At 73.0% G+C, this 18,844-nt stretch carries 18 protein-coding genes; 10 read left to right on the forward strand and 8 right to left on the reverse strand.

Annotated elements, in window-relative coordinates; genetic code table 11:
- Both glpK (AB0K37_RS31075) and AB0K37_RS31080 read right to left on the reverse strand, forming a co-directional pair.
- Positions 1–1,007, reverse strand: a 1,007-nt coding sequence (glpK, locus tag AB0K37_RS31075) for a glycerol kinase GlpK (RefSeq protein WP_363987035.1), incomplete at its 3' end; no start/stop codon positions are given.
- 42 nt (positions 1,008–1,049) lie between these two features.
- A complete protein-coding gene (locus AB0K37_RS31080; protein ID WP_363987036.1) occupies positions 1,050–1,877 on the reverse strand; it encodes an MIP/aquaporin family protein in 828 nt (275 codons plus the stop codon).
- A 246-nt stretch (positions 1,878–2,123) separates the two neighbouring features.
- Here AB0K37_RS31080 and AB0K37_RS31085 point away from each other — a divergent pair, with 246 nt between their 5' ends.
- Both AB0K37_RS31085 and glpK (AB0K37_RS31090) read left to right on the forward strand, forming a co-directional pair.
- A complete protein-coding gene (locus AB0K37_RS31085) occupies positions 2,124–2,891 on the forward strand; it encodes an IclR family transcriptional regulator (RefSeq protein WP_363987038.1) in 768 nt (255 codons plus the stop codon).
- 69 nt (positions 2,892–2,960) lie between these two features.
- Entirely contained in the window at positions 2,961–4,487 is a 1,527-nt protein-coding gene (gene glpK, locus AB0K37_RS31090) for a glycerol kinase GlpK (protein ID WP_363987040.1), read from the forward strand.
- Positions 4,488–4,501: 14 nt separating this feature from the next.
- Here the strand turns inward: glpK (AB0K37_RS31090) and AB0K37_RS31095 are convergent, their stop codons facing one another.
- Positions 4,502–5,653 carry an acyl-CoA dehydrogenase family protein gene (locus AB0K37_RS31095; protein WP_363987042.1) on the reverse strand — a complete coding sequence of 384 codons (1,152 nt, stop codon included), beginning with the start codon at positions 5,651–5,653 and terminating at the stop codon, positions 4,502–4,504.
- Positions 5,654–5,779: 126 nt separating this feature from the next.
- Between AB0K37_RS31095 and AB0K37_RS31100 the strand changes: the two genes are divergently transcribed.
- The 4 genes from AB0K37_RS31100 to AB0K37_RS31115 all read left to right on the forward strand — a co-directional run bounded on the left by AB0K37_RS31100 (position 5,780) and on the right by AB0K37_RS31115 (position 9,725).
- Entirely contained in the window at positions 5,780–6,469 is a 690-nt protein-coding gene (locus AB0K37_RS31100; RefSeq protein ID WP_363987043.1) for a GntR family transcriptional regulator, read from the forward strand.
- A 64-nt stretch (positions 6,470–6,533) separates the two neighbouring features.
- On the forward strand, positions 6,534–7,334 hold the full coding sequence (locus AB0K37_RS31105) for an enoyl-CoA hydratase/isomerase family protein (protein ID WP_363987045.1): 801 nt from the start codon (positions 6,534–6,536) through the stop codon (positions 7,332–7,334).
- A 13-nt stretch (positions 7,335–7,347) separates the two neighbouring features.
- Positions 7,348–8,526, forward strand: a complete 1,179-nt coding sequence (locus tag AB0K37_RS31110) for an acyl-CoA dehydrogenase family protein (RefSeq protein ID WP_363987047.1) — start codon at positions 7,348–7,350, stop codon at positions 8,524–8,526.
- Entirely contained in the window at positions 8,523–9,725 is a 1,203-nt protein-coding gene (locus AB0K37_RS31115) for a CaiB/BaiF CoA-transferase family protein (RefSeq protein WP_363987048.1), read from the forward strand. The genes AB0K37_RS31110 and AB0K37_RS31115 overlap by 4 nt, the downstream gene beginning before the upstream one ends.
- A 287-nt stretch (positions 9,726–10,012) precedes the next feature.
- Here AB0K37_RS31115 and AB0K37_RS31120 read toward each other — a convergent pair whose 3' ends face one another.
- The 3 genes from AB0K37_RS31120 to AB0K37_RS31130 form a co-directional block, all read right to left on the reverse strand.
- Positions 10,013–10,936 carry an NAD-dependent epimerase/dehydratase family protein gene (locus tag AB0K37_RS31120; RefSeq protein ID WP_363987049.1) on the reverse strand — a complete coding sequence of 308 codons (924 nt, stop codon included), beginning with the start codon at positions 10,934–10,936 and terminating at the stop codon, positions 10,013–10,015.
- 70 nt (positions 10,937–11,006) lie between these two features.
- Positions 11,007–12,206: an MFS transporter gene (locus AB0K37_RS31125; RefSeq protein WP_363987051.1), complete on the reverse strand. Its 1,200-nt coding sequence runs from the start codon at positions 12,204–12,206 to the stop codon at positions 11,007–11,009.
- Positions 12,207–12,208: 2 nt separating this feature from the next.
- Complete coding sequence (locus tag AB0K37_RS31130; RefSeq protein ID WP_363987053.1) at positions 12,209–12,949, reverse strand: penicillin-binding transpeptidase domain-containing protein; 741 nt, start codon at positions 12,947–12,949, stop codon at positions 12,209–12,211.
- A gap of 426 nt (positions 12,950–13,375) precedes the next feature.
- Here AB0K37_RS31130 and AB0K37_RS31135 point away from each other — a divergent pair, with 426 nt between their 5' ends.
- The 3 genes from AB0K37_RS31135 (at position 13,376) to AB0K37_RS31145 (ending at position 16,332) form a co-directional block, all read left to right on the forward strand.
- Positions 13,376–14,236, forward strand: a complete 861-nt coding sequence (locus tag AB0K37_RS31135; protein WP_363987055.1) for a helix-turn-helix transcriptional regulator — start codon at positions 13,376–13,378, stop codon at positions 14,234–14,236.
- 105 nt (positions 14,237–14,341) lie between these two features.
- Positions 14,342–15,352, forward strand: coding sequence for an aldo/keto reductase (locus AB0K37_RS31140; RefSeq protein WP_363987057.1), 1,011 nt, complete (start codon positions 14,342–14,344; stop codon positions 15,350–15,352).
- Entirely contained in the window at positions 15,352–16,332 is a 981-nt protein-coding gene (locus AB0K37_RS31145; RefSeq protein ID WP_363987059.1) for a zinc-binding dehydrogenase, read from the forward strand. Before AB0K37_RS31140 ends, AB0K37_RS31145 begins: the two co-directional genes overlap by 1 nt.
- Before the next feature lie 32 nt (positions 16,333–16,364).
- On the opposite strand, the gene AB0K37_RS31150 is transcribed toward AB0K37_RS31145, so the two are convergent.
- Complete coding sequence (locus AB0K37_RS31150; RefSeq protein ID WP_363987061.1) at positions 16,365–16,946, reverse strand: peroxiredoxin-like family protein; 582 nt, start codon at positions 16,944–16,946, stop codon at positions 16,365–16,367.
- A 67-nt stretch (positions 16,947–17,013) separates the two neighbouring features.
- Here AB0K37_RS31150 and AB0K37_RS31155 point away from each other — a divergent pair, with 67 nt between their 5' ends.
- Positions 17,014–17,634 carry a TetR/AcrR family transcriptional regulator C-terminal domain-containing protein gene (locus AB0K37_RS31155; RefSeq protein ID WP_363987063.1) on the forward strand — a complete coding sequence of 207 codons (621 nt, stop codon included), beginning with the start codon at positions 17,014–17,016 and terminating at the stop codon, positions 17,632–17,634.
- On the opposite strand, the gene AB0K37_RS31160 is transcribed toward AB0K37_RS31155, so the two are convergent.
- A complete protein-coding gene (locus AB0K37_RS31160; RefSeq protein ID WP_363987065.1) occupies positions 17,631–18,725 on the reverse strand; it encodes a nitronate monooxygenase in 1,095 nt (364 codons plus the stop codon). The genes AB0K37_RS31155 and AB0K37_RS31160 overlap by 4 nt on opposite strands.
- Between the last annotated feature and the right edge of the window lie 119 nt (positions 18,726–18,844).

Genomic DNA, 18,844 nt, shown 5'->3' on the forward strand with positions numbered 1-18,844 from the left:
GCCTCGCTCTGCGCCGCGCCGGAGATGATGCCGAGCTGGTCGCGCAGCCACTGCACCGCCGATCCCGTCACCGCGATCGAACCCTCCAGCGCGTACACCGGCTTCTCGGATCCGAACTGGTAGCAGACGGTCGTCAGGAGCCCGTTCTTCGACCGGACGAGTTCCTCTCCCGTGTTGAGCAGGAGGAAGTTGCCGGTGCCGTAGGTGTTCTTGGCCTCGCCGGGGGAGAAGCACACCTGCCCGACCGTCGCGGCCTGCTGGTCGCCGAGCGCGGCGGTCAGGGGCACCTCGCCGCCGAGCGGGCCGCCCGGGCGGGTCGTGCCGTAGGCGTCGGGCGCCGAGGACGGCTTGATCTCCGGCAGCATGGAGCGCGGGATCCCGAACAGCGCCAGGAGTTCGTCGTCCCAGGAGAGGGTCTCCAGGTCCATGAGCATGGTGCGGCTGGCGTTGGTGGGGTCGGTGACGTGCACGCCGCCGTCCGTCCCGCCGGTGAGGTTCCACAGCACCCACGAGTCGGTCGTGCCGAAGATCGCGTCGCCCTTCTCGGCGGCCTCGCGGACGCCGTCGACGTTCTCCAGGATCCATTGGATCTTCCCGCCGGAGAAGTACGTGGCCGGAGGGAGGCCGGCCTTGCGGCGGATGAGGTCGCCCTTGCCGTCCCGCTCCAGGGCCGCGGCGATGCGGTCGGTGCGGGTGTCCTGCCAGACGATCGCGTTGTAGTAGGGGCGGCCGGTGCGCCGGTTCCACACCACGGTCGTCTCGCGCTGGTTGGTGATCCCGAACGCGGCCAGGTCGCCGTGGGACAGGTTCGCCTTGTTCAGCGCGGACTGGATGACCGAGCGCGTCCGCTCCCAGATCTCGGTGGGATCGTGCTCGACCCAGCCGGCCTGGGGCAGGATCTGCTCGTGTTCCAGCTGGTGGCGGGCGATCTCGTTGCCGCCGTGGTCGAAGATCATGAATCGGGTGCTGGTCGTGCCCTGGTCGAGGGCCCCGACGAAGTCAGCCATGCGTGCGTTCTCCTGGAGTCGTGGTGGACGGGGCGGGGCGGTTCACGCCGCCTCGTACTCGGGCTCGGGCTTCGTGAGGCCCTGCGGGTCCTCCTCGGCGGGGGGCAGGAACCGTCCGATCAGGACCTTGTAGAGCCCGACGCCGAGCACGCCGCCGATGAGCGGGCCGATGATCGGCACCCAGAAGTAGAGATCGCCGTTCTGGTCCCGCCAGGCGGTGCCGTAGCCGGTGAGGAAGGAGGCGAGCCGGGGGCCGAAGTCGCGGGCCGGGTTGATCGCGTAGCCGGCGTCGGTGCCCCACGCCATGCCGATCGCGACGACCAGCAGGCCGATCATGAACGGGGCCAGGTTCGCCAGCGGCGGGGAGTTGCGCACGTCGGTGAGCGCCTTGATCACGAAGAGCAGGATGGCGGTGCCGATCACCTGGTCGCGGAACGCGCCCCAGGTGCCGACCGGGAGCGTGCCGTTGCCCGGCAGGGTGGAGAACACGCCCTGGGTCTTGATGGTGTGGCCGGGGTCGACCTTGGCCAGCACCTCGCTGTAGTTCCAGCGGACGATCAGCGCCGCGACGAACGCCCCCGCGGTCTGCGCGGCGATGTAGGGCGCCGTCTTGCGCCAGGAGAACTCCTTGAACGCGGCCAGCGCGATGGTGACGGCGGGGTTGAGGTGGGCGCCGCTGATACGGGCCGCGACGTACACGCCGAGCGTGACGCCGAGACCCCAGGCCCAGGCGATGCTGTCGTGGTCGCCGATCTCGGCCCCGGCGACCTGCGCGACGACGCCGACGCCGAACAGGATGAGGATCAGGGTGCCGGCGAACTCGGCGGCGAGCTCACCGGCCAGTGCGGGGATTCGGGTGCGTTCCGCCATGGGTACTCCTCGGGAGGTGGGGTGGACGCGAGCCCCGTGAGGCTGGCTGGACCGTAAGCCGGGACGGAACGCCTGACAACGGGAGCCTGCCGACAATGTCGAACACTTTCGTCCTGGCGCGGCGGCGGTTACCCTCCACCCTGTGCACCAGATCACACAATCCGGGCAGTTCAGGATGCATCGGACGATGATCGCGGCGGCTGCCGACATTGTCGGCATGTCGCCGGTGGACCTACCATCGGCTCCATGCCCGGACCTGTGCAGTCGATCGAGCGGGCGGCCGCGATCCTGCGCCTGCTGGCGGCGAGCTCGGGACGGCTCGGGGTCGGCGAGATCGCCAGTTCGCTGGGCCTGGCCCGGGGCACCGCGCACGGCCTCCTGCGCACCCTGGAGCGCGTCGGCTTCGTCGAGCAGGACGGCGGCACGGGCAAGTACCAGCTCGGCGCCGCGCTGCTGCACCTCGGCACCAGCTACCTGGACGTCAACGAGCTGCGGTCCCGGGCCATCAACTGGGCCGACGCGCTCGCCTCGCGCAGCGGCGAGGCCGTCCGGATCGGGACGCTGCTGGACGGGAAGGTCCTGGTCGTCCACCACGTGTTCCGCCCGGACGACACCCTCCAGGCCATGGACGTCGGCTCGCTGCTGCCGCTGCACGCCACCGCGCTCGGCAAGGCGCTGCTCGCGCACGACGCCAACGCGGCGGCCTCCATCCGCGACACCGTCCTCGAGTCCTACTGCCGGCGCACCATCACCGACCCCAAGGAGCTCGCACGGGCCGCCACCCGCGTCCGGGAGAACGGCTGGGCCGCCGAGGCCGAGGAGCTGTCCATCGGCGAGGCCGGGATCGCCGCCCCGATCCGCGGGCACGGCGGGCTCGTCGTCGGGGCCATCGGCATCTCCGGCGCGGTCGAGCGGATCTGCGACTCCCGCCGCGTCCCCGACCCGAGGCTCGTGGCCTACGTGCGCGACGCCGCCCGCGCCGTCTCCCGGGACCTCGGCGGCTCGCGCTGGTGACGCCCCGCCACCCGTCCCGACGCCGCCGCGGCGGCGCGGGGAGGCGCGTCCCGAGGGAGGAGGCCGGCCGTGACCGAACGGTACGTGATGTCGATCGACCAGGGCACCACGTCCACCCGGTGCATCCTGTTCGACCACGGCGGCCGCCTGGTGTCGGTGGCGCAGCGCGAGCACCGGCAGCACTTCCCCAAGCCCGGCTGGGTCGAGCACGACCCGATGGAGATCTGGCGCAACCTGGAGCGCATCGCCCCGGAGGCGCTCGCCCAGGCGGGCGCGACGCCCGGCCAGGTCGCGGCGGTCGGGATCGCGAACCAGCGGGAGACGACCGTCCTGTGGGACCGGCTGACCGGCGTCCCGATCGGCCGCGCCATCGTCTGGCAGGACATGCGGACCGGCCCGCTCGTGGACGAGCTGGCCCGCGCCCCCGGCGCCGCGATGGTCACCGAGCGCAGCGGGCTGCCGCTGGCCACCTACTTCTCGGCCCCGCGCGTGCGCTGGATGCTGGACCACACGCCCGGCCTGCGGGAGCGCGCCGAGCGCGGCGAGGTCCTGTTCGGCACGATGGAGAGCTGGCTGATCTGGAACCTCAGCGGCGGCGTCGACGGCGGCGTCCACGTCACCGACGTGACCAACGCCAGCCGCACGCTGCTGATGGACCTGCGCACCCTGTCCTGGGACGACGGCCTGCTCGAATTCTTCGGGGTGCCGAGGGCGATGCTGCCGGAGATCCGGTCGTCCACCGAGACCTACGGAACGGCCCGCCGCGTGTTCCCCGGCGTGCGCGTCGGCGCGGCCCTCGGCGACCAGCAGGCCGCGCTGTTCGGGCAGGCGTGCTTCTCGCCGGGCGAGACCAAGTGCACCTACGGGACGGGCGCGTTCCTGCTGATGAACACCGGCACCACGCCGGTGAGGTCGGACAACGGGCTGCTCACCACCGTCGGCTACAAGATCGGTGACGAGCCCGCGGTGTACGCGCTGGAGGGCTCGATCGCGATCACCGGGGCGCTGGTCCAGTGGTTCCGGGACGGCCTCGGGCTGATCAGCACGGCGCCGGAGATCGAGACCCTGGCCCGCACCGTCGGCGACAACGGCGGCTGCTACATCGTCCCGGCCTTCTCCGGGCTGTTCGCCCCGCACTGGCGCAGCGAGGCCCGGGGCATCATCGTCGGCCTGACCTCCTACATCACCAAGGGCCACCTGGCGCGGGCCGTGCTGGAGGCGACGGCCTGGCAGACCCGCGAGGTCGTGGACGCGATGAACGCCGACTCCGGCCTCTCGCTGAAGGAGCTGAAGGCCGACGGCGGCATGACCTCGGACAACCTGGTCATGCAGATGGTCGCCGACGTGCTGAACGTGCCGGTCGCCCGGCCGATGGTGGTGGAGACGGTGTCGCTCGGCGCCGCCTACGCCGCCGGGCTCGCGGTCGGGTACTGGGCGGGGCTGGAGGGGCTGCGCCGCAACTGGCACCGCGCCGCCCGCTGGGTCCCGGCGATGGAGCCCGCCTGGAGGGCGGCCGAGTACGACAACTGGAAGCGCGCCGTGGAGCGCACGTTCGACTGGATCCGCGCGGGGGAGGACCCGGCCGCGGCGCCCTAGGCCCGGCGCCGCCCCTAGGCCCGGTGCCGCTCGACGAGCTGCCGGACGATCACGTTGCGCTGGATCTCGTTGGTCCCCTCGCCGACGATCATGAGCGGGGCGTCCCGGAAGTAGCGCTCGACGTCGAACTCGGTGGAGTAGCCGGCCGCGCCGTGGATGCGGACCGCGTTGAGCGCGATCCGCATCGCCGCCTCCGAGGCGTACAGCTTGGCCATGCCGGCCTCCATGTCGCAGCGCTCGCCCGCGTCCAGGCGTTCGGCGGCGTCGAGGGTGAGCAGCCGGGCCGCCCGCAGCTGGGTCGCCATGTCGGCGAGGTAGTTCCCGATGGACTGGTGCTGCCAGATCGGCTTGCCGAAGGCCTCGCGCTGCTGGGCGTAGCGCAGGGAGTCCTCCAGCGCGGCGCGCCCGACACCGAGGGCGCGCGCCGCGACCTGGATGCGGCCGACCTCGAGGCCGCGCATCATCTGGGCGAAGCCGCGCCCCTCCTCGCCGCCGAGGACGGCGTCGAGCGGCGCCTCGTAGCCGTCGAAGGACAGCTCGCAGCTCTCGACGCCCTTGTAGCCGAGCTTCGGCAGGTCGCGGGAGACGGTCAGGCCGGGGCCCTTCTCGACCAGCAGGATGCTGATCCCGCGGTGCCGGGGCGAGGCGGCCGGGTCGGTCTTGCACATCAGCGCGATGAGACCGGACGTGCGCGCGTTGGTGATCCACATCTTGGCGCCGTCGACGCGGTACCGGTCGCCGTCCCTGCGCGCGGTCGTGCCCATGGCCTGGAGGTCGGAGCCGCCGGACGGCTCGGTGAGCGCCATCGTGGCGCGCAGCTCGCCGGTCGCCATCCGGGGCAGGTGGCGGGCCTTCTGCTCCTCGGTGCCGTACACGGCGAGCAGGTGGGAGACGACCGTGTGCCCGCCGAACGCGCCCGCGAGCGACATCCAGCCGCGCGCCAGCTCCTCGGTGACCAGGGCGTAGCAGGCCTTGGAGACGCCGGCGTCGCCGTACGGCTCGGGCACGGCGAGCCCGAAGACGCCGAGCTGCTTCATGCGGTCGATGAGGTCGGTGGGGTACGTTCCCGCGTGCTCCAGGTCGCGGGCGACCGGGCGGACCTCCTTGTCGACGAAGTCCGCGACGACCTCGACGATGGCGCGCTCCTCGTCGCTGAGCGTGAACACGGCTCCACCCCACTCCAGCTCTGTGTTTCATATATTTGATAGGAAAATACCGGCTGTCAACGGGAGGGCGGGCCGCCGCCCGTCCATAATGTGAACCCACCACCAGGCGCACGGGAGACGATGAGAGTGGCACTTTCCGGTGACCGGGTCCTCGGCCGGCGCCGCCAGCTGAGCGACGAGGTGGCCGCCTACGTCCGCGACCTCATCATGTCGGGCCAGGTCAGGCACGGGGAGTTCCTCCGCCTCGAGCGCATCGCCGAGGACCTCGGGATCAGCGTGACCCCCGTCCGGGAGGCCCTGCTGTCGCTGCGCGGCGAGGGCTTCGTCACGCTGGAGCCGCGCCGCGGGTTCATGCCGGCGCCGCTCACCCGGCAGGACGTCCAGGACCTGTTCGAGGCGCAGGCGTACTTCGCCGGCGAGCTGGCCGCCCGCGCCGCCGGGAGGATCACCGAGGCGGAGCTGGACTCGCTCGACCGCACGCAGGCGCTCCTGGAGGAGGCGTCCAAGGCCCGCGACTCCGCGGCCATCGAGCGCGCCAACCACCAGTTCCACCGGATCGTCAACCTGTGCGCGGGCTCGCCCAAGACGGCGTGGCTGCTCCAGCTCGTGGTGCGGTACGCCCCGCGCCGCTTCTACTCCAGCATCGAGGGCTGGACGCAGGCGTCGGTCGACGACCACCACCTCGTGCTGGCCGCGCTGCGAGCCGGGGACGCCGACGCGGCGCGGCAGGCGATGCGCGCCCACATCCGGCACGCGGGGACGCTGCTCGTGGTGCACCTGGAGGCTCAGGGCTTCTGGAACGAGCAGACCGGCTGATTCGCCGGGCCCTTTCCCCCGCTTCAGGGCTCGCATATCGTATAAAAAATTTCCAGGAGGGTTGATGGACGACCGGGACTCCGAACCGGCGCGCGGCGCCGTGGTCGCCACCGCCGACCACGGCGCGACGCGGGTGCTGACGCTGAACCGGCCCGAGGCCCGCAACGCGATCGACATCCCGATGCGCGAGCGGCTCGCGGACGAGGTGCGGCGCGCCGCGGACGACCCCGGCGTCCGGGCCGTGGTGCTGACCGGCGCGGCGGGGACGTTCTCGGCGGGCGGCGACGTCCGCTCGATGGAGGGCGCCGGACCGGACGCCGTCCGGGCGCGGCTCGACCCCGTGCACGAGACCGTCCGGATCATCGCGACCTGCGGGACGCCGTTCATCGCGGCGGTCGAGGGCGCCGCCGCCGGGCTCGGCGTGTCCCTCGCCGCCGTGTGCGACCACGTGGTCGCCGCCGAGGACGCCCGCTTCGTCGCCGCGTTCGGCAAGGTCGGCCTCGTCGCGGACGGCGGGCTGCTCTGGACCCTCCCGCAGCGCGTCGGCATGGGCCGCGCCAAGCAGATGCTGGTGTTCGGCCGGACCGTGCCCGCGCCACGCGCCTACGAGATCGGGCTGGTCGACTCCCTGGCGCCGCCCGGCGCGGCCCTGGACGCCGCGCTGGAACGCGCCGCCGAGGCCGCCGCGCTCGCCCCGCTGTCGGTCGCCGCGGCCAAGCGCCTCCTCGCCCGGACCGACCACAGTCTGGACCGCCTGCTGGACGCGGAGCGGGAGGAGCAGACCGCGCTGTTCGGCAGCGCCGACTTCACCGAGGGCAGGGCCGCGTTCGCCGAGCGCCGCCCGCCGCGCTTCGAGGGCCGCTAGGGAGGACCGGGACGTGAGCAGGCTGCAGCAGACCCACGGTCTGACGGACGAGCAGCGGGAGATCATCGAGACCGTCCGGGCGTTCGTCGACAAGGAGATCCTCCCGGTCGCGACCGGACTGGAGCACGCCGACGCCTACCCGCAGGCGATCGTGGACGGGATGAGGGACCTCGGGCTCTTCGGCCTGACCATCGGCGAGGAGCACGGCGGGCTCGGGGAGTCGCTGCTGACCTACGCGCTGGTGGTGGAGGAGCTGTCGCGCGGCTGGATGAGCGTGTCGGGCATCGTCAACACCCACTTCATCGTCGCGTGGATGATCGCCCAGCACGGCACCGCCGAGCAGAGGGCGCACTACCTGCCGAGGATGGCGACCGGCGAGATCCGGGGCGCGTTCTCGATGTCGGAGCCGGGCTGCGGGTCGGACGTCTCGGCCATCAGGACCCGCGCCGTCCCGGACGGGGACGACTACGTGATCGACGGCCAGAAGATGTGGCTGACCAACGGCGGTTCGGCGAATCTGGTGGCGACGCTGGTCAGGACCGACCCCGCCGCGGGACACCGCGGCATGACCGCGTTCCTGGTCGACAAGGAGCCCGGCTTCGGCGAGGTCGCGCCCGGTCTCACCGTCCCCGGCAGGATCGACAAGATGGGGTACAAGGGCGTCGACACCACCGAGCTGCTCTTCGACTCCTACCGGATCCCGTCCGCGCAGGTCCTGGGCGGGACGCCCGGACGCGGCTTCTACCAGATGATGGACGGCGTCGAGGTCGGCCGCGTCAACGTGGCGGCGCGCGGCTGCGGCGTGGCCCGCCGCGCCTACGAGCTCGCCCTGGCCTACGCGCGGCGGCGCGAGACGTTCGGAAAGCCGATCGCCGAGCACCAGGCCGTCCTGTTCCGCCTGGCGGAGATGGCCACCAAGGTCGAGGCGGCGCACCAGATGATGGTGATGGCGGCGCGCCGCAAGGACTCCGGCGAGCGCAACGACCTGGAGGCCGGGATGGCCAAGTACCTGGCCAGCGAGTACTGCAAGGAGGTCGTGGAGGACGCGTTCCGCATCCACGGCGGCTACGGCTACTCCAAGGAGTACGAGATCGAGCGCCTGTACCGGGAGGCCCCGATGCTGCTGATCGGCGAGGGCACCGCCGACATCCAGAAGATGGTCATCGGCCGCCGGCTGCTGGAGGAGCGGTGACCGGTGCGGCCGCCGGGCCCCCGCTCCGGGGGATCACCGTCGTCGCCCTGGAGCAGGCGGTCGCGGCGCCGTTCGCCACGCGGCAGCTGGCCGACCAGGGCGCCCGCGTCATCAAGGTGGAGCGCGTCGACGGCGGCGACTTCGCCCGCTCCTACGACACGGGGGTGCGCGGCGGGCTCGGCACGCACTTCGCGTGGCTCAACCGGTCGAAGGAGTCGGTCGCGCTCGACCTCAAGCGGGACGAGGGCCGCGCGGTGCTCACCGACCTCGTCGCGCGCGCCGACGTGTTCCTGCAGAACCTGGCGCCCGGCGCGGCCGCCCGGCTCGGGTTCGGCGCCGAAGAGCTGCGCGCCCGCCACCCCCGGCTGATCGTGGTCGAGATGTCGGGCTACGGATCGAGGGGGCCGTACCGGGACAAGCGCGCCTACGACATGCTGGTCCAGGCCGAGGCGGGGCTGATCTCGGTCACCGGCACGCCGGAGACGCCCGTCAAGGCGGGCTCGCCGCTGGCCGACATCGCGGCCGGGATGTACGCCTTCTCCGGGACGCTCGCCGCGCTCGTGCGGCGCGGCGCGACCGGTGAGGGCGCGTCCATCGAGATCACGATGTTCGACGCGGTCGCCGAGTGGATGGGGCAGGCGATGTACACGACGCTCTACACCGGCTCCCCGCCGCCGCGCACGCGGCTGAGCCACCCCGTGATCGCCCCGTACGACGCCTACCCGACGTCCGACGGCGCCGACGTGGTGATCGGCGTCCAGAACGACCGCGGATGGGCGGCCCTGGCCGCCGGCGTGCTGGAGCGGCCCGACCTCGTGACGGACCCCGAGTACGCGACGAACCAGGCGCGCGTCCGCAACCGGGAGAAGGTGGACGCGCTCGTCGCGGGCGTCACGTCCCGCATGGGACGGGAGGAACTGCTGCGGCGGCTGGACGAGGCGGGCGTGCCGAACGCGTCCCTGAACGACGGGCACGGCCTCGTCGCCCACCCGCAGCTCGCCGAGCGGGACCGGTGGCGGGAGGTGGGCTCGCCGGTCGGCGGCATCCGGGCCCTGCTCCCGCCGATCACGTTCGCCGGCATCGAGCCGCGCATGGATCCGATCCCGGCGCTCGGCGAGCACACCGACGCCGTGCTGCGCGAGCTGGGACGCGACGACGCCGCCATCGAGGCCCTGCGCTCCGCCGGCGCGGTCGCCTGACCCTCGCGCCACCGCCGGTCTCCCGACGGCGGCGCCCCGGGGTCCCGCGAGACCGAGAGATCCTGCGAGGCCGACCAGGGCCGTCCATGCGTGCGGTGGCGAGATAGGTGAGCGGGGTCGTTGCGATCATGAACAGGGGTTTCCGCACCGGCTGGCAGGGCGGATCACTTCCGGCCGCAGCCGTCCGAATCCTCAAGCGTTATGGCGCCCACGGGCCGACGTGTGCGCTGGGGTGCCGGGAGCGAGATCCGCATCTCTGCCTGCGATCTTGCTGCGGGCCAGCTTGATTACGCACGTCGTTCCCAAGCGATGGTCCCGCGAAGCGCGTCATCCATCGGGGTGGGGCCGATGCCGAATGTCGTCTCGAACGCGGCGGAGTCGACCAGGAACGGCCGGTCGAACTGATACCGCGTCTTCTTGAGCTCGCGGACGACCGGCGACACGGCTCCGATGGCGCTCATCGCCCAACGCGGCATCTGGGAGACGCGCGGTGCCGGTGCGCCGGCGAGCTTGCACAGCCGCTCGGCCAGCTCCTGGGGTGACATCGCCGCATTGGTCGGCACGTGCCAGGCGTGCCCCCAGGCACGCTCGTCTGTGGCGGCCAACGCCATGGCGCGTACGACATCGGGCAGGTAGGTCCAGCTGTGCGGGATCGTCGGGTCGGTGGGGAACATCGCACGCTTACCCGCCAGCAATGGCGGCACGAACCGCGAACCGACCGGGGTCTGGTCTCCCGCGCCGGGCCCGAAGTAGTCGGAGCTGCGCACCTCGGTGACTCGCGCACGCCCCGCCTGGTGCGCGGCCAGCGCGTCGGTCCACATTTTGGCGCGCACCCGGCCCTTGGCCAGCGTCGCGGCGAGGGGCAGGTCCTCGGTCATCGGTCGATCGACCGGGCCGTACCCGTAGAGGTTGCCGGCCGTGACCAGCACCGCTCCGGTCGCCTCCGCCGTCGCCAGCAGCGCCGCGAACAGGGGCGGCCACTCCTGCGGCCAGCGGTGGTACGGCGGCGCGGCGCAATTGTGGAGGGCGTCCGCACCCTTGGTGATCTCAATCAGCCGGTTCTGGTCGGTGGCGTCCGCCGCCACAGTGGGCGCGCTGTCCGGCCCCGAACCCGATCGGCTGACCACCACGACCTCGTGCCCCTGCTCAGCCAGCAGGCCGGCCAACCCTCTACCGACTTGCCCTGCCCCGACAACGACGTGCTTTCCCATGACGTCCTCACTATCTCTTGGCTGAGAGCAATGATCTTCTTTGTGAGCACCGATGTCAAGAGCACTGCTCTCATTTGTGTTCGGTGCTCTCTTGTTTCGCCACGGTGGTCACCGCCGGCATCCCCTGCCGGGACGGTCGGCGGATGGCGGCCGCCGCGGCGCAGGCGATCAATGCCAGGGCGGTCAGTGCCGCCGTCGCTCCGCGCGGCCCCCATTCGTACAGCCGGCCCACGGCGAGGCCGCCGGCGAACGCGAGCAGACCGGAGAAGAACGTCCGTACACCCAGGTATGTCCCGTAGCGCGCCGGTGGGGCGAGCCGGGCGAGTGTCTGGAACACCGCCGGTTGCAGCAGCCCGTCGGCGAGCCCATGCATCACGGCCACCGCGATCAGGCCCGAAGGCCGAGCGGCCGCGCCGGCCGCCAGCAGCAGGTAGGCGCCCCCGGCGAACAGCAGCCCTGCGCGAAGTGTGCTGGGCCGTTCTGCACGGCCCGCCGCCGCGCACCACGGCTGGACCGCCGCCGACACCATCGCGAGGACGCAGGAGAACACGGTCACCGCTCCCGGGTCCGCCCCGCCGAGCGGGACCACCACCGACGCCTGGTCCGTCAGCAGCATCGTGGGCATCGACACGGCCGCGAACCAGAGGAAGATTCGGTTTCGCAGCGCCGTCCGCACGCCGGTGACGACTCCGCCCCGGGTCGGAACGCGCGGGACGTGCCGCAGCAATGAGAACAGGAACGCCGCGCAAGCCCACAGGCCGGCCGCCGTCAGTGCCACCAGCCAGTAGCCGATGTTCAGCAGCGCCAGCCCTAGCGCCGGGCCCAGCACCGCCGCCGCCTGCAACGTCATCGTGTATGCCGCGTACCCACGGGCGCGTCGCCGCTCGGCGAGTCCTGCCAGCAGCGACTGCGCCGCGGGGTGGAACAGCGCCCCGCCCGTGCCGAGCAGCACTGCCGCGGCGCTCAGTCCGGACGGGGAGGACACGCTGCCCAGCAGTGCGAACCCGGCGGCGCGCAGCAGGCACGCCAGTATGCCCGCCCGGACCGGGTTGAGCACGTCCACCAGCGCGCCGACCGGCAGGGAGAGCGTGTGCTGCACGAGGTTGCGCAGCGCCAGCACCAGGCCGATGAGTCCGGCGGCCAGTCCCAGGTTCTCCTTGAGGTGGACCACGAGGTGCGTCATCGCCGCGAAGTAGCCCAGCGAGATGGCCGCCTGGACGGCGACGGCCACGACGACCGTGTGACGGTCGCCGTGGCCCGGGGTGGACACGATCACGCGGTGGGCAGCGCGCTCAGCCGCTTCAGCAGTTCACGCGCGACCGTGGCGCGCTTGCCCGCGTCACCGTCCTTGGCGATGTCGATGTTCAGTGCGAAGGTGTGCACGCGTCCGCCGTGCTCGACCCACCCGGCCCACCAGCCGGTGCCGGGGTCGGGGGCGTTCTGCCAGCCGGACTTGGCGTACAGCGCGTATCCGTCCTTCTCCTCCTGCTTGATGAGGTCGCGGACGGTGCGCTGGTTCGCACGCGAAGCGGGCAGGCGCTCGGCCGCGAGCCGCTCCATGAACCGGGTCTGCTCCACCGCCGAGATCTTCAGCGGGCCGTCCAGCCAGAACCGGTCCACCGTGGTCCCGGTCTGGCGGTTTCCGTACCCGAGCCGGTGCAGCCACTGCCGTTCGCGCTGGAGCCCGACACGACGGGCGATCACCTGGAACGCCGCGGCGTTGGAGATGCGGACGGCCTTCTCGGCGCGCCGCCGATCCACCACGATCGTGTGCCGTGCGGTCACATCCAGCAGCGCGAACGAGCCGCGTACGCCCGCCGCGTCGAACACCGCGCGCAGGTCGTCGCGCACGGTCATGCCGGGCCGGACGGTGCCGGGGGTCGCGACGGCGGCCGCGCCGCGCGGGACTGCCTCATGAGCGGCGGCCCCGCACGCGGCGGTGCCGAAGAGGGGAAGGGCGGCGAGCACGGCGGCGCCCAGCCGCAAGCGGAGCAGTCGGGAGGGTTCGATCACGGGCAGAGAAGACCAGAGTCGATCGCCGCGTGTCCAATATCGATATTTACTTTCTGAACATATCGGAACTCATATCGTTCCAGCTCAAATCGGAACCAGCTAGCTTCGTGGCCCGGGTGACAGATGAAACTCTCTCCGACCCCGTTTTTCGGCGGCTGGACTGTGGCGGCCAGTGGCCTGCCGGTTTCCAGGAGTGTTCTGGTCCCGCTGAGGACGCGCATCCAGCCGGTGCCCGCGACTCGCTGGGCGGTTTTGGGGGCGTCTTCGAGTCTGTCGTGCACGACGGCACACCGACGCCGTGCTGCGCGAGCTGGGACGCGACGCCGCCATCGAGGCCCTGCGCTCCGCCGGCGCGGTCGCCCGACCCTCGCGCCACCGCCGGTCTCCCGACGGCGGCGCCCCGAGGCCGGCGGATATCGTGGCGGCATGGCCAGTCAGACCTCCGCCTCAGCCTCCGGTCGCCGCAGGGAGGAACTGCGCGACTTCCTGCGCACCCGCCGCGCCCGCCTCGCCCCCGCCGACGTCGGCATGCCCGACGGGGGACGGCGCCGGACGCCGGGCCTGCGCCGCGAGGAGGTCGCCGTCCTCGCGGGGGTCGGGGTGTCCTGGTACACGTGGCTGGAGCAGGGCCGCGACATCAAGGTGTCCGGGGACGTCCTCGACGCGATCGCGCGGGCCCTGCGGCTGGACCGCGCCGAGCGCGAGCACCTGTACCTGCTCGCGGGGCTGAACCCGCCCCAGGCGGAGGCGGGCCCCGCCGTGCCGATCACGCCCGAGCTGCGGCGGGTGCTGGACGCCTGGTCCCCGCGCCCCGCCTACGTCCGCGACCGCCACTGGAACTTCGTCGCGATCAACGACGCGGCCCGCGAGGTGTTCGGGTACGGCGACACCGACCACAACTGCCTGGTCACCTACTTCACCAACGTCCGGTACCGGTCGATGCACACCCACTGGGCCGCCGCCGCGCCCGACGTCGTGGCGCGGTTCCGCGCCGACGCCGCCCGCTACCCCGACGACCCCGAGTTCGAGCGGCTCATCGAGGACCTGCTGGCGGTCAGCCCCGAGTTCGCCGAGCTGTGGCCCCGCCACGAGGTGAGCGCGGGCACCCAGGCGGTCAAGGGCATCAGGCACCCGGACGCGGGAGAGCTGGTCTTCGAGGGCACGCTGCTGCCGCTCGCCGACCGTCCGGGCCACCACCTGGTGCTGCACAACCCGCGCCCCGGCACCGGCACACAGGAGCGCCTCGAACGGCTGATGGCGCGCCGCGAGCTCGCCGCCGCGGGCTGAGCCGGCCCTGCCCAGGGTGGTGGTGCCACACCCAGGATGAGCGGAGTCTGTTTGCCTTCCGGTCCGTCCAGCAGGATCGTCCTCATGAGGAACGAAGAAGACATCATGAGGACGCGGAATTTCGCGGGCACGCCGGTGGGCGCCGTCGGCCTCGGGTGCATGGGCATGAGCTGGGCCTACACCGAGTCCGAGCGCGACGACGACGCCTCGGTGGCGCTGATCCGGGAGGCGCTCGACCTCGGCGTGACGTTCCTGGACACCGCGCAGCCCTACGGCGACGGCCACAACGAGGCCCTCGTCGGGCGGGCGCTGGCGGGGCGCCGGGACGAGGCGGTGGTCGCCACCAAGACGGGCCTGGTCGTGGAGTCGCCGACCACCCGGGAACTCGTCCGGAACGGGACGCCGGAGCACGTCAAGTCCTCCGCGGAGGACAGCCTGCGCCGCCTCGGGACGGACGCGATCGACCTTTACTACCTGCACCGGGTCGACCCGCGGGTGCCCCTCGCGGAGACGTGGGGCGCGATGGCCGAACTGGTCGCCGAGGGCAAGGTCCGCAGGCTGGGCCTGTCGGAGGTCAGCGTCGCGCAGGCCGCCGAGGCGCACGCGATCCACCCGGTCGCCGCCGTCCAGTCGGAGCTGTCGCTGTGGACCCGCGACGCCATGGGCGTGCCCGGGGGGATGGCCGGCACCCTGCCGGGCGACGCCACCGGGACGGGGGACGGGCCGGGCGACGTGGTCGGCTGGTGCGCCGCCAACGGCGCGGCGTTCGTGCCGTTCTCGCCGCTCGGCCGCGGCTTCCTCACCGGGACGGTCACCGCGGCCGACTTCGAGGACACCGACTTCCGCGGCGGCAACCCGCGCTTCCAGGAGGAGGCGCTGAAGGCCAACCTGCGCATCGTCGAGGTGGTCAAGGCGGTCGCCGCGCGGCACGGCGCCACGCCCGCCCAGGTCGCCATCGCCTGGACGCTGGCGCAGGGCGAGCACGTCATCCCGATCCCCGGCACCAAGAAGGCGAAGTACCTGCGCGACAACGCCGGCGCCGCCCGCCTGGACCTCACCGAGGCCGACCTTGCGGAGCTGGACGGCGTCCCCGCGGCCGTTGGGGGACGTTACTGATGCGGGCCGTCACGATCCCCGAATTCGGTGGCGCGGACGTGCTGCGCCAGGCCGAGATGCCCGTCCCCGAGCCCGGGCCCGGGCAGGTGTCCATCGACGTGGCGTACGCGGGCGCGAACTTCGCCGAGGTCCTCTACCGGCGGGGCGTCGTGGACGTGCCGCTGCCGTTCGTCCCCGGCATCGAGGTGTCCGGGCACATCCGGGCGGTCGGGCCGGACGTGGAGGGGCTGCGCAGGGGCCAGCCCGTCGCCGCGCTGACGATCGTGGACAGCGGCGGCTACGCCGAGGTCGCGGTCACCTCCGCCGACCTCGTCGCGCCGCTCGACGGCCTCGACCTCGGGCTGGACCTCGCGGCGGCCGTCCCGTCCAACGGGGCCACCGCGTTCCTCGTCCTGGACCGGGTCGCGCGCATCGAGCCGGGCGAGACCGTGCTGGTGCACGCGGCCGCCGGGGGCGTCGGCAGCCAGCTCGGCCAGGCCGCCCGGCTGCTCGGCGCGGGCCGGGTGGCCGGCACGGTCGGCGGCCCCGCCAAGATCGAGACCGCGCGCGGGTTCGGCTACGACGACGTCGTCCTGCGCGACGCGCTGCCGGGCGAGGTCGCGGGCCTCACCGGCGGGCGAGGGTTCGACATCGTCGTGGACATGGTGGGCGGCCCCGCCCGCCGCGCGAGCCTGGACGCCCTCGCCCCGATGGGCCGGATGGTCGTGATGGGCAACGCGTCCGGCGCCGACGACGTGGGCATGTCGGCGAACGAGCTGTGGTTCGCCAACAAGACGGTGTCCGGGTTCAACCTCGCGGCGTTCGCGGGCGTCGCACCGGCCGACGCCGGACGCGCCCTGCGCCGCGCGGTCGCCGCCGCGGCGTCCGGCGACCTGCGGGTCCAGGTCGAGGAACTGCCCCTGGAGAAGGCCGCCGAGGCGCACGAGCGCATCGAGTCGGGCGCCACGACCGGCAAGCTCGTCCTCGCGGTCAGAGGCTGACCCTCAGGAGTCGTCCCCCGGCCCGCGGGCGGTCATCTCGCCGCCTTCCGGCCGGGGGCCGGAGCCTGGGCGGCCAGGGCCAGCAACTCGTCGACCGTCCACTGGTCGTAGGCGTGCTCGCCGTACTTGGCCGCGACGACCCTGCCGTCGGAGCCGATCAGGAAGTCGGCGGGCAGGCCGAAGCGGCCGCCCTCGGGCAGCAGCCGGGGAGCGCGCTCGCGCCGCCGGAGGACGTCCCAGGTGCCGCGGGCGACGGCGCGGAGGACCGTCCCCCACACGCGCGGGGCGAGCAGCGCGCGTCGCGCCGACTCGACGCCGAACTCGGCGTACAGCCGCTTCGCCGGGTCGCCGACCACGGGGAACGGCAGGCCGTCGACGTACTCGCGGAGTTCCTCCGCGGAGGAGTGGAAGACCACGACCTCGCTGATCCCGGCGGTCTCGATCTCGCCGTGCCGCAGCACGATCGAGCGCAGGTGCAGGTTGCAGATCGGGCAGCCGGCGAAGCGGCGGAACTGCAGGTGGACGAGGCGGCCGGGGTCGGGGACGGGAACCGGCGGCCCGCTGACGGGGGTCAGCTCCCGCGCGGGGACGTCGGAACCGGGTGCCAGATGCATGGGCGGTCCTTTAGGAGTATGGCGTACGCCTACGATCGTAAGCGTATGTCATACGCTGTCAAGCGCCATGCCTCGACCACGCTCGCTCAGCACCGAGCGGCTCGCCGGAGCCGCGCTCGCCGTCATCGACCGGGACGGCCTCCCCGGGCTCTCCATGCGCGCCGTCGCCCAGGAGCTCGGGATGAGCACCATGGCGCTCTACCGGTACGTGCGCGACCGCGAGGAGCTGGAAGGGCTGGTCGTCGACCTGGTCTACGCACAGGTCGATCCCGCGCCGCCGCCCGCCGGGCCCTGGGAGGCGCGGATCGAGACCATGGCCCTGCGGCTGCGGGACGCCTTCGGCGCCCACGCCGCGATCATGCCGCTGACGCTCACCCGCAGGCACGACTCGGCGGGATCGCTCTGCTGGGGCGAGACGGTCGCCGGAATCCTCACCGACGCGGGCTTCACCGGCCGGCGCGCGGCGATCGCGCTCCGCGCGCTGATCGCCTACATCGTCGGCGCGATCCAGCTGGAGCACCTGGGCGGGCTGGACGGGGAGGGGACCGCCGTGCTCGCCGGGCTGCCCGCCGACGAGTTCCCCCACCTGACGCGGACCGCGCGGCACGGCCGCCGGATCGGCCTCGACGAGGAGTTCCGCGGGGGCCTGGCGGCCGTGCTGCGCGGCCTGGGCGAAGGCTCGTCCTAGCCGTTGCGGGCCCTGTCGTCCACCAGGTACGACCGCTGCGCGGCGATGGCCTCGGCCGCCTGCCGCACGATGGAGCCGATCAGGTCGGCGCAGTTCGGCAGGTCGTCGATCACGCCGACGACCTGCCCCGACGCCATCACGCCGAGGTCGGGCCGGCCGTCCACCATGGCGGCCTTCAGCAGCATGGGCGTGTTGGCGGCCATCAGGACCTGCGACCACGACAGGTCCTTGCCGTGCTTCATCGCCTTCCCGTCGGCGATCATCTCCCGCCACGACATGCCGGACAGCTTCTTGAACCGGGCGCCGTTGCGCAGCGCCCGGACGAGCCCGCCGACGCGGCCGGAGTCCTCCAGCGCGTCGACCAGGCCGCTGCGCAGCACGCGGTGCGGCATGCCGTCCACCTGGCGCGTCACCACGGTCTCGCCGGTCCGGAGGTAGACCTGCTTGACCGCGTCCGGAACCGAGCTGTCGGACGTCAGCAGGAACCGGGTGCCCATCGCGACGCCCGCGGCGCCGTAGGCGAGCGCGGCGGCGAGGCCGCGCCCGTCGAAGAAGCCGCCGGCCGCGATCACCGGGATGTCGACGGCGTCCACGACCTGGGGGAGCAGCAGCGTGGTGGCGACGGGGCCGGTGTGCCCGCCGCCCTCGCCGCCCTGCACCAGGACGGCGTCGGCCCCCCAGCCCGCGACCTTCTCCGCGTGCCGCCGCGCGCCGACCGACGGGATCACCACGAGCCCGGCGTCCTTGAGCTTGGCGATCAGCTCCCGCTTGGGCGCGAGCGCGAAGGAGGCGACCTTCACGCCCTCCTTGATGAGGAGGTCGATGCGGTCGCCCGCGTCCCCGGCGTCGGCCCGCAGGTTGACCCCGAACGGGGCGTCCGTGCGCTCCTTGACCTCGTGGATCGCGTCCGCTAGCTGGTCGAGCGTCATCGTCGCCGACGCCAGCACGCCGAGCCCGCCCGCGTTCGCAACGGCCGTGACGAGCCGCGGCCCGGCCACCCATCCCATGCCCGTCTGGACGACCGGGTGCCGCACACCCGTCAGCCGGGTCAGCGGGGTGTCGAGCACCTGCCCGGTGCTCGCCCCGCTCATGCCTGCTCCTTGGGGGGGGGGGGGGGCCCCCCCCCCCCCCCCCGCGGGGGGGGGGGGGGGGCGGGGGGGCGGCGGCCCCCCCCCCGCCGAGGGGGGGGGTGGAGGCCAGAGGCGAAACC

It is taken from the genome of Actinomadura sp. NPDC049753 (genome assembly GCF_040674655.1).
GTDB classification, from domain to species: Bacteria; Actinomycetota; Actinomycetes; order Streptosporangiales; family Streptosporangiaceae; genus Spirillospora; species Spirillospora verrucosospora.

Excerpts from the sequence above, each read along its gene's own strand:
- AB0K37_RS31080 (WP_363987036.1), bottom strand. The coding sequence starts at position 1,877 with ATGGCGGAACGCACCCGAATCCCCGCACTGGCCGGTGAGCTCGCCGCC.
- AB0K37_RS31085 (WP_363987038.1), top strand. The coding sequence starts at position 2,124 with ATGCCCGGACCTGTGCAGTCGATCGAGCGGGCGGCCGCGATCCTGCGC.
- AB0K37_RS31105 (WP_363987045.1), top strand. The coding sequence starts at position 6,534 with ATGGACGACCGGGACTCCGAACCGGCGCGCGGCGCCGTGGTCGCCACC.
- AB0K37_RS31120 (WP_363987049.1), bottom strand. The coding sequence starts at position 10,936 with ATGGGAAAGCACGTCGTTGTCGGGGCAGGGCAAGTCGGTAGAGGGTTG.
- AB0K37_RS31135 (WP_363987055.1), top strand. The coding sequence starts at position 13,376 with ATGGCCAGTCAGACCTCCGCCTCAGCCTCCGGTCGCCGCAGGGAGGAA.
- AB0K37_RS31140 (WP_363987057.1), top strand. The coding sequence starts at position 14,342 with ATGAGGACGCGGAATTTCGCGGGCACGCCGGTGGGCGCCGTCGGCCTC.
- AB0K37_RS31145 (WP_363987059.1), top strand. The coding sequence starts at position 15,352 with ATGCGGGCCGTCACGATCCCCGAATTCGGTGGCGCGGACGTGCTGCGC.
- AB0K37_RS31150 (WP_363987061.1), bottom strand. The coding sequence starts at position 16,946 with ATGCATCTGGCACCCGGTTCCGACGTCCCCGCGCGGGAGCTGACCCCC.
- AB0K37_RS31155 (WP_363987063.1), top strand. The coding sequence starts at position 17,014 with ATGCCTCGACCACGCTCGCTCAGCACCGAGCGGCTCGCCGGAGCCGCG.
- AB0K37_RS31160 (WP_363987065.1), bottom strand. The coding sequence starts at position 18,725 with ATGAGCGGGGCGAGCACCGGGCAGGTGCTCGACACCCCGCTGACCCGG.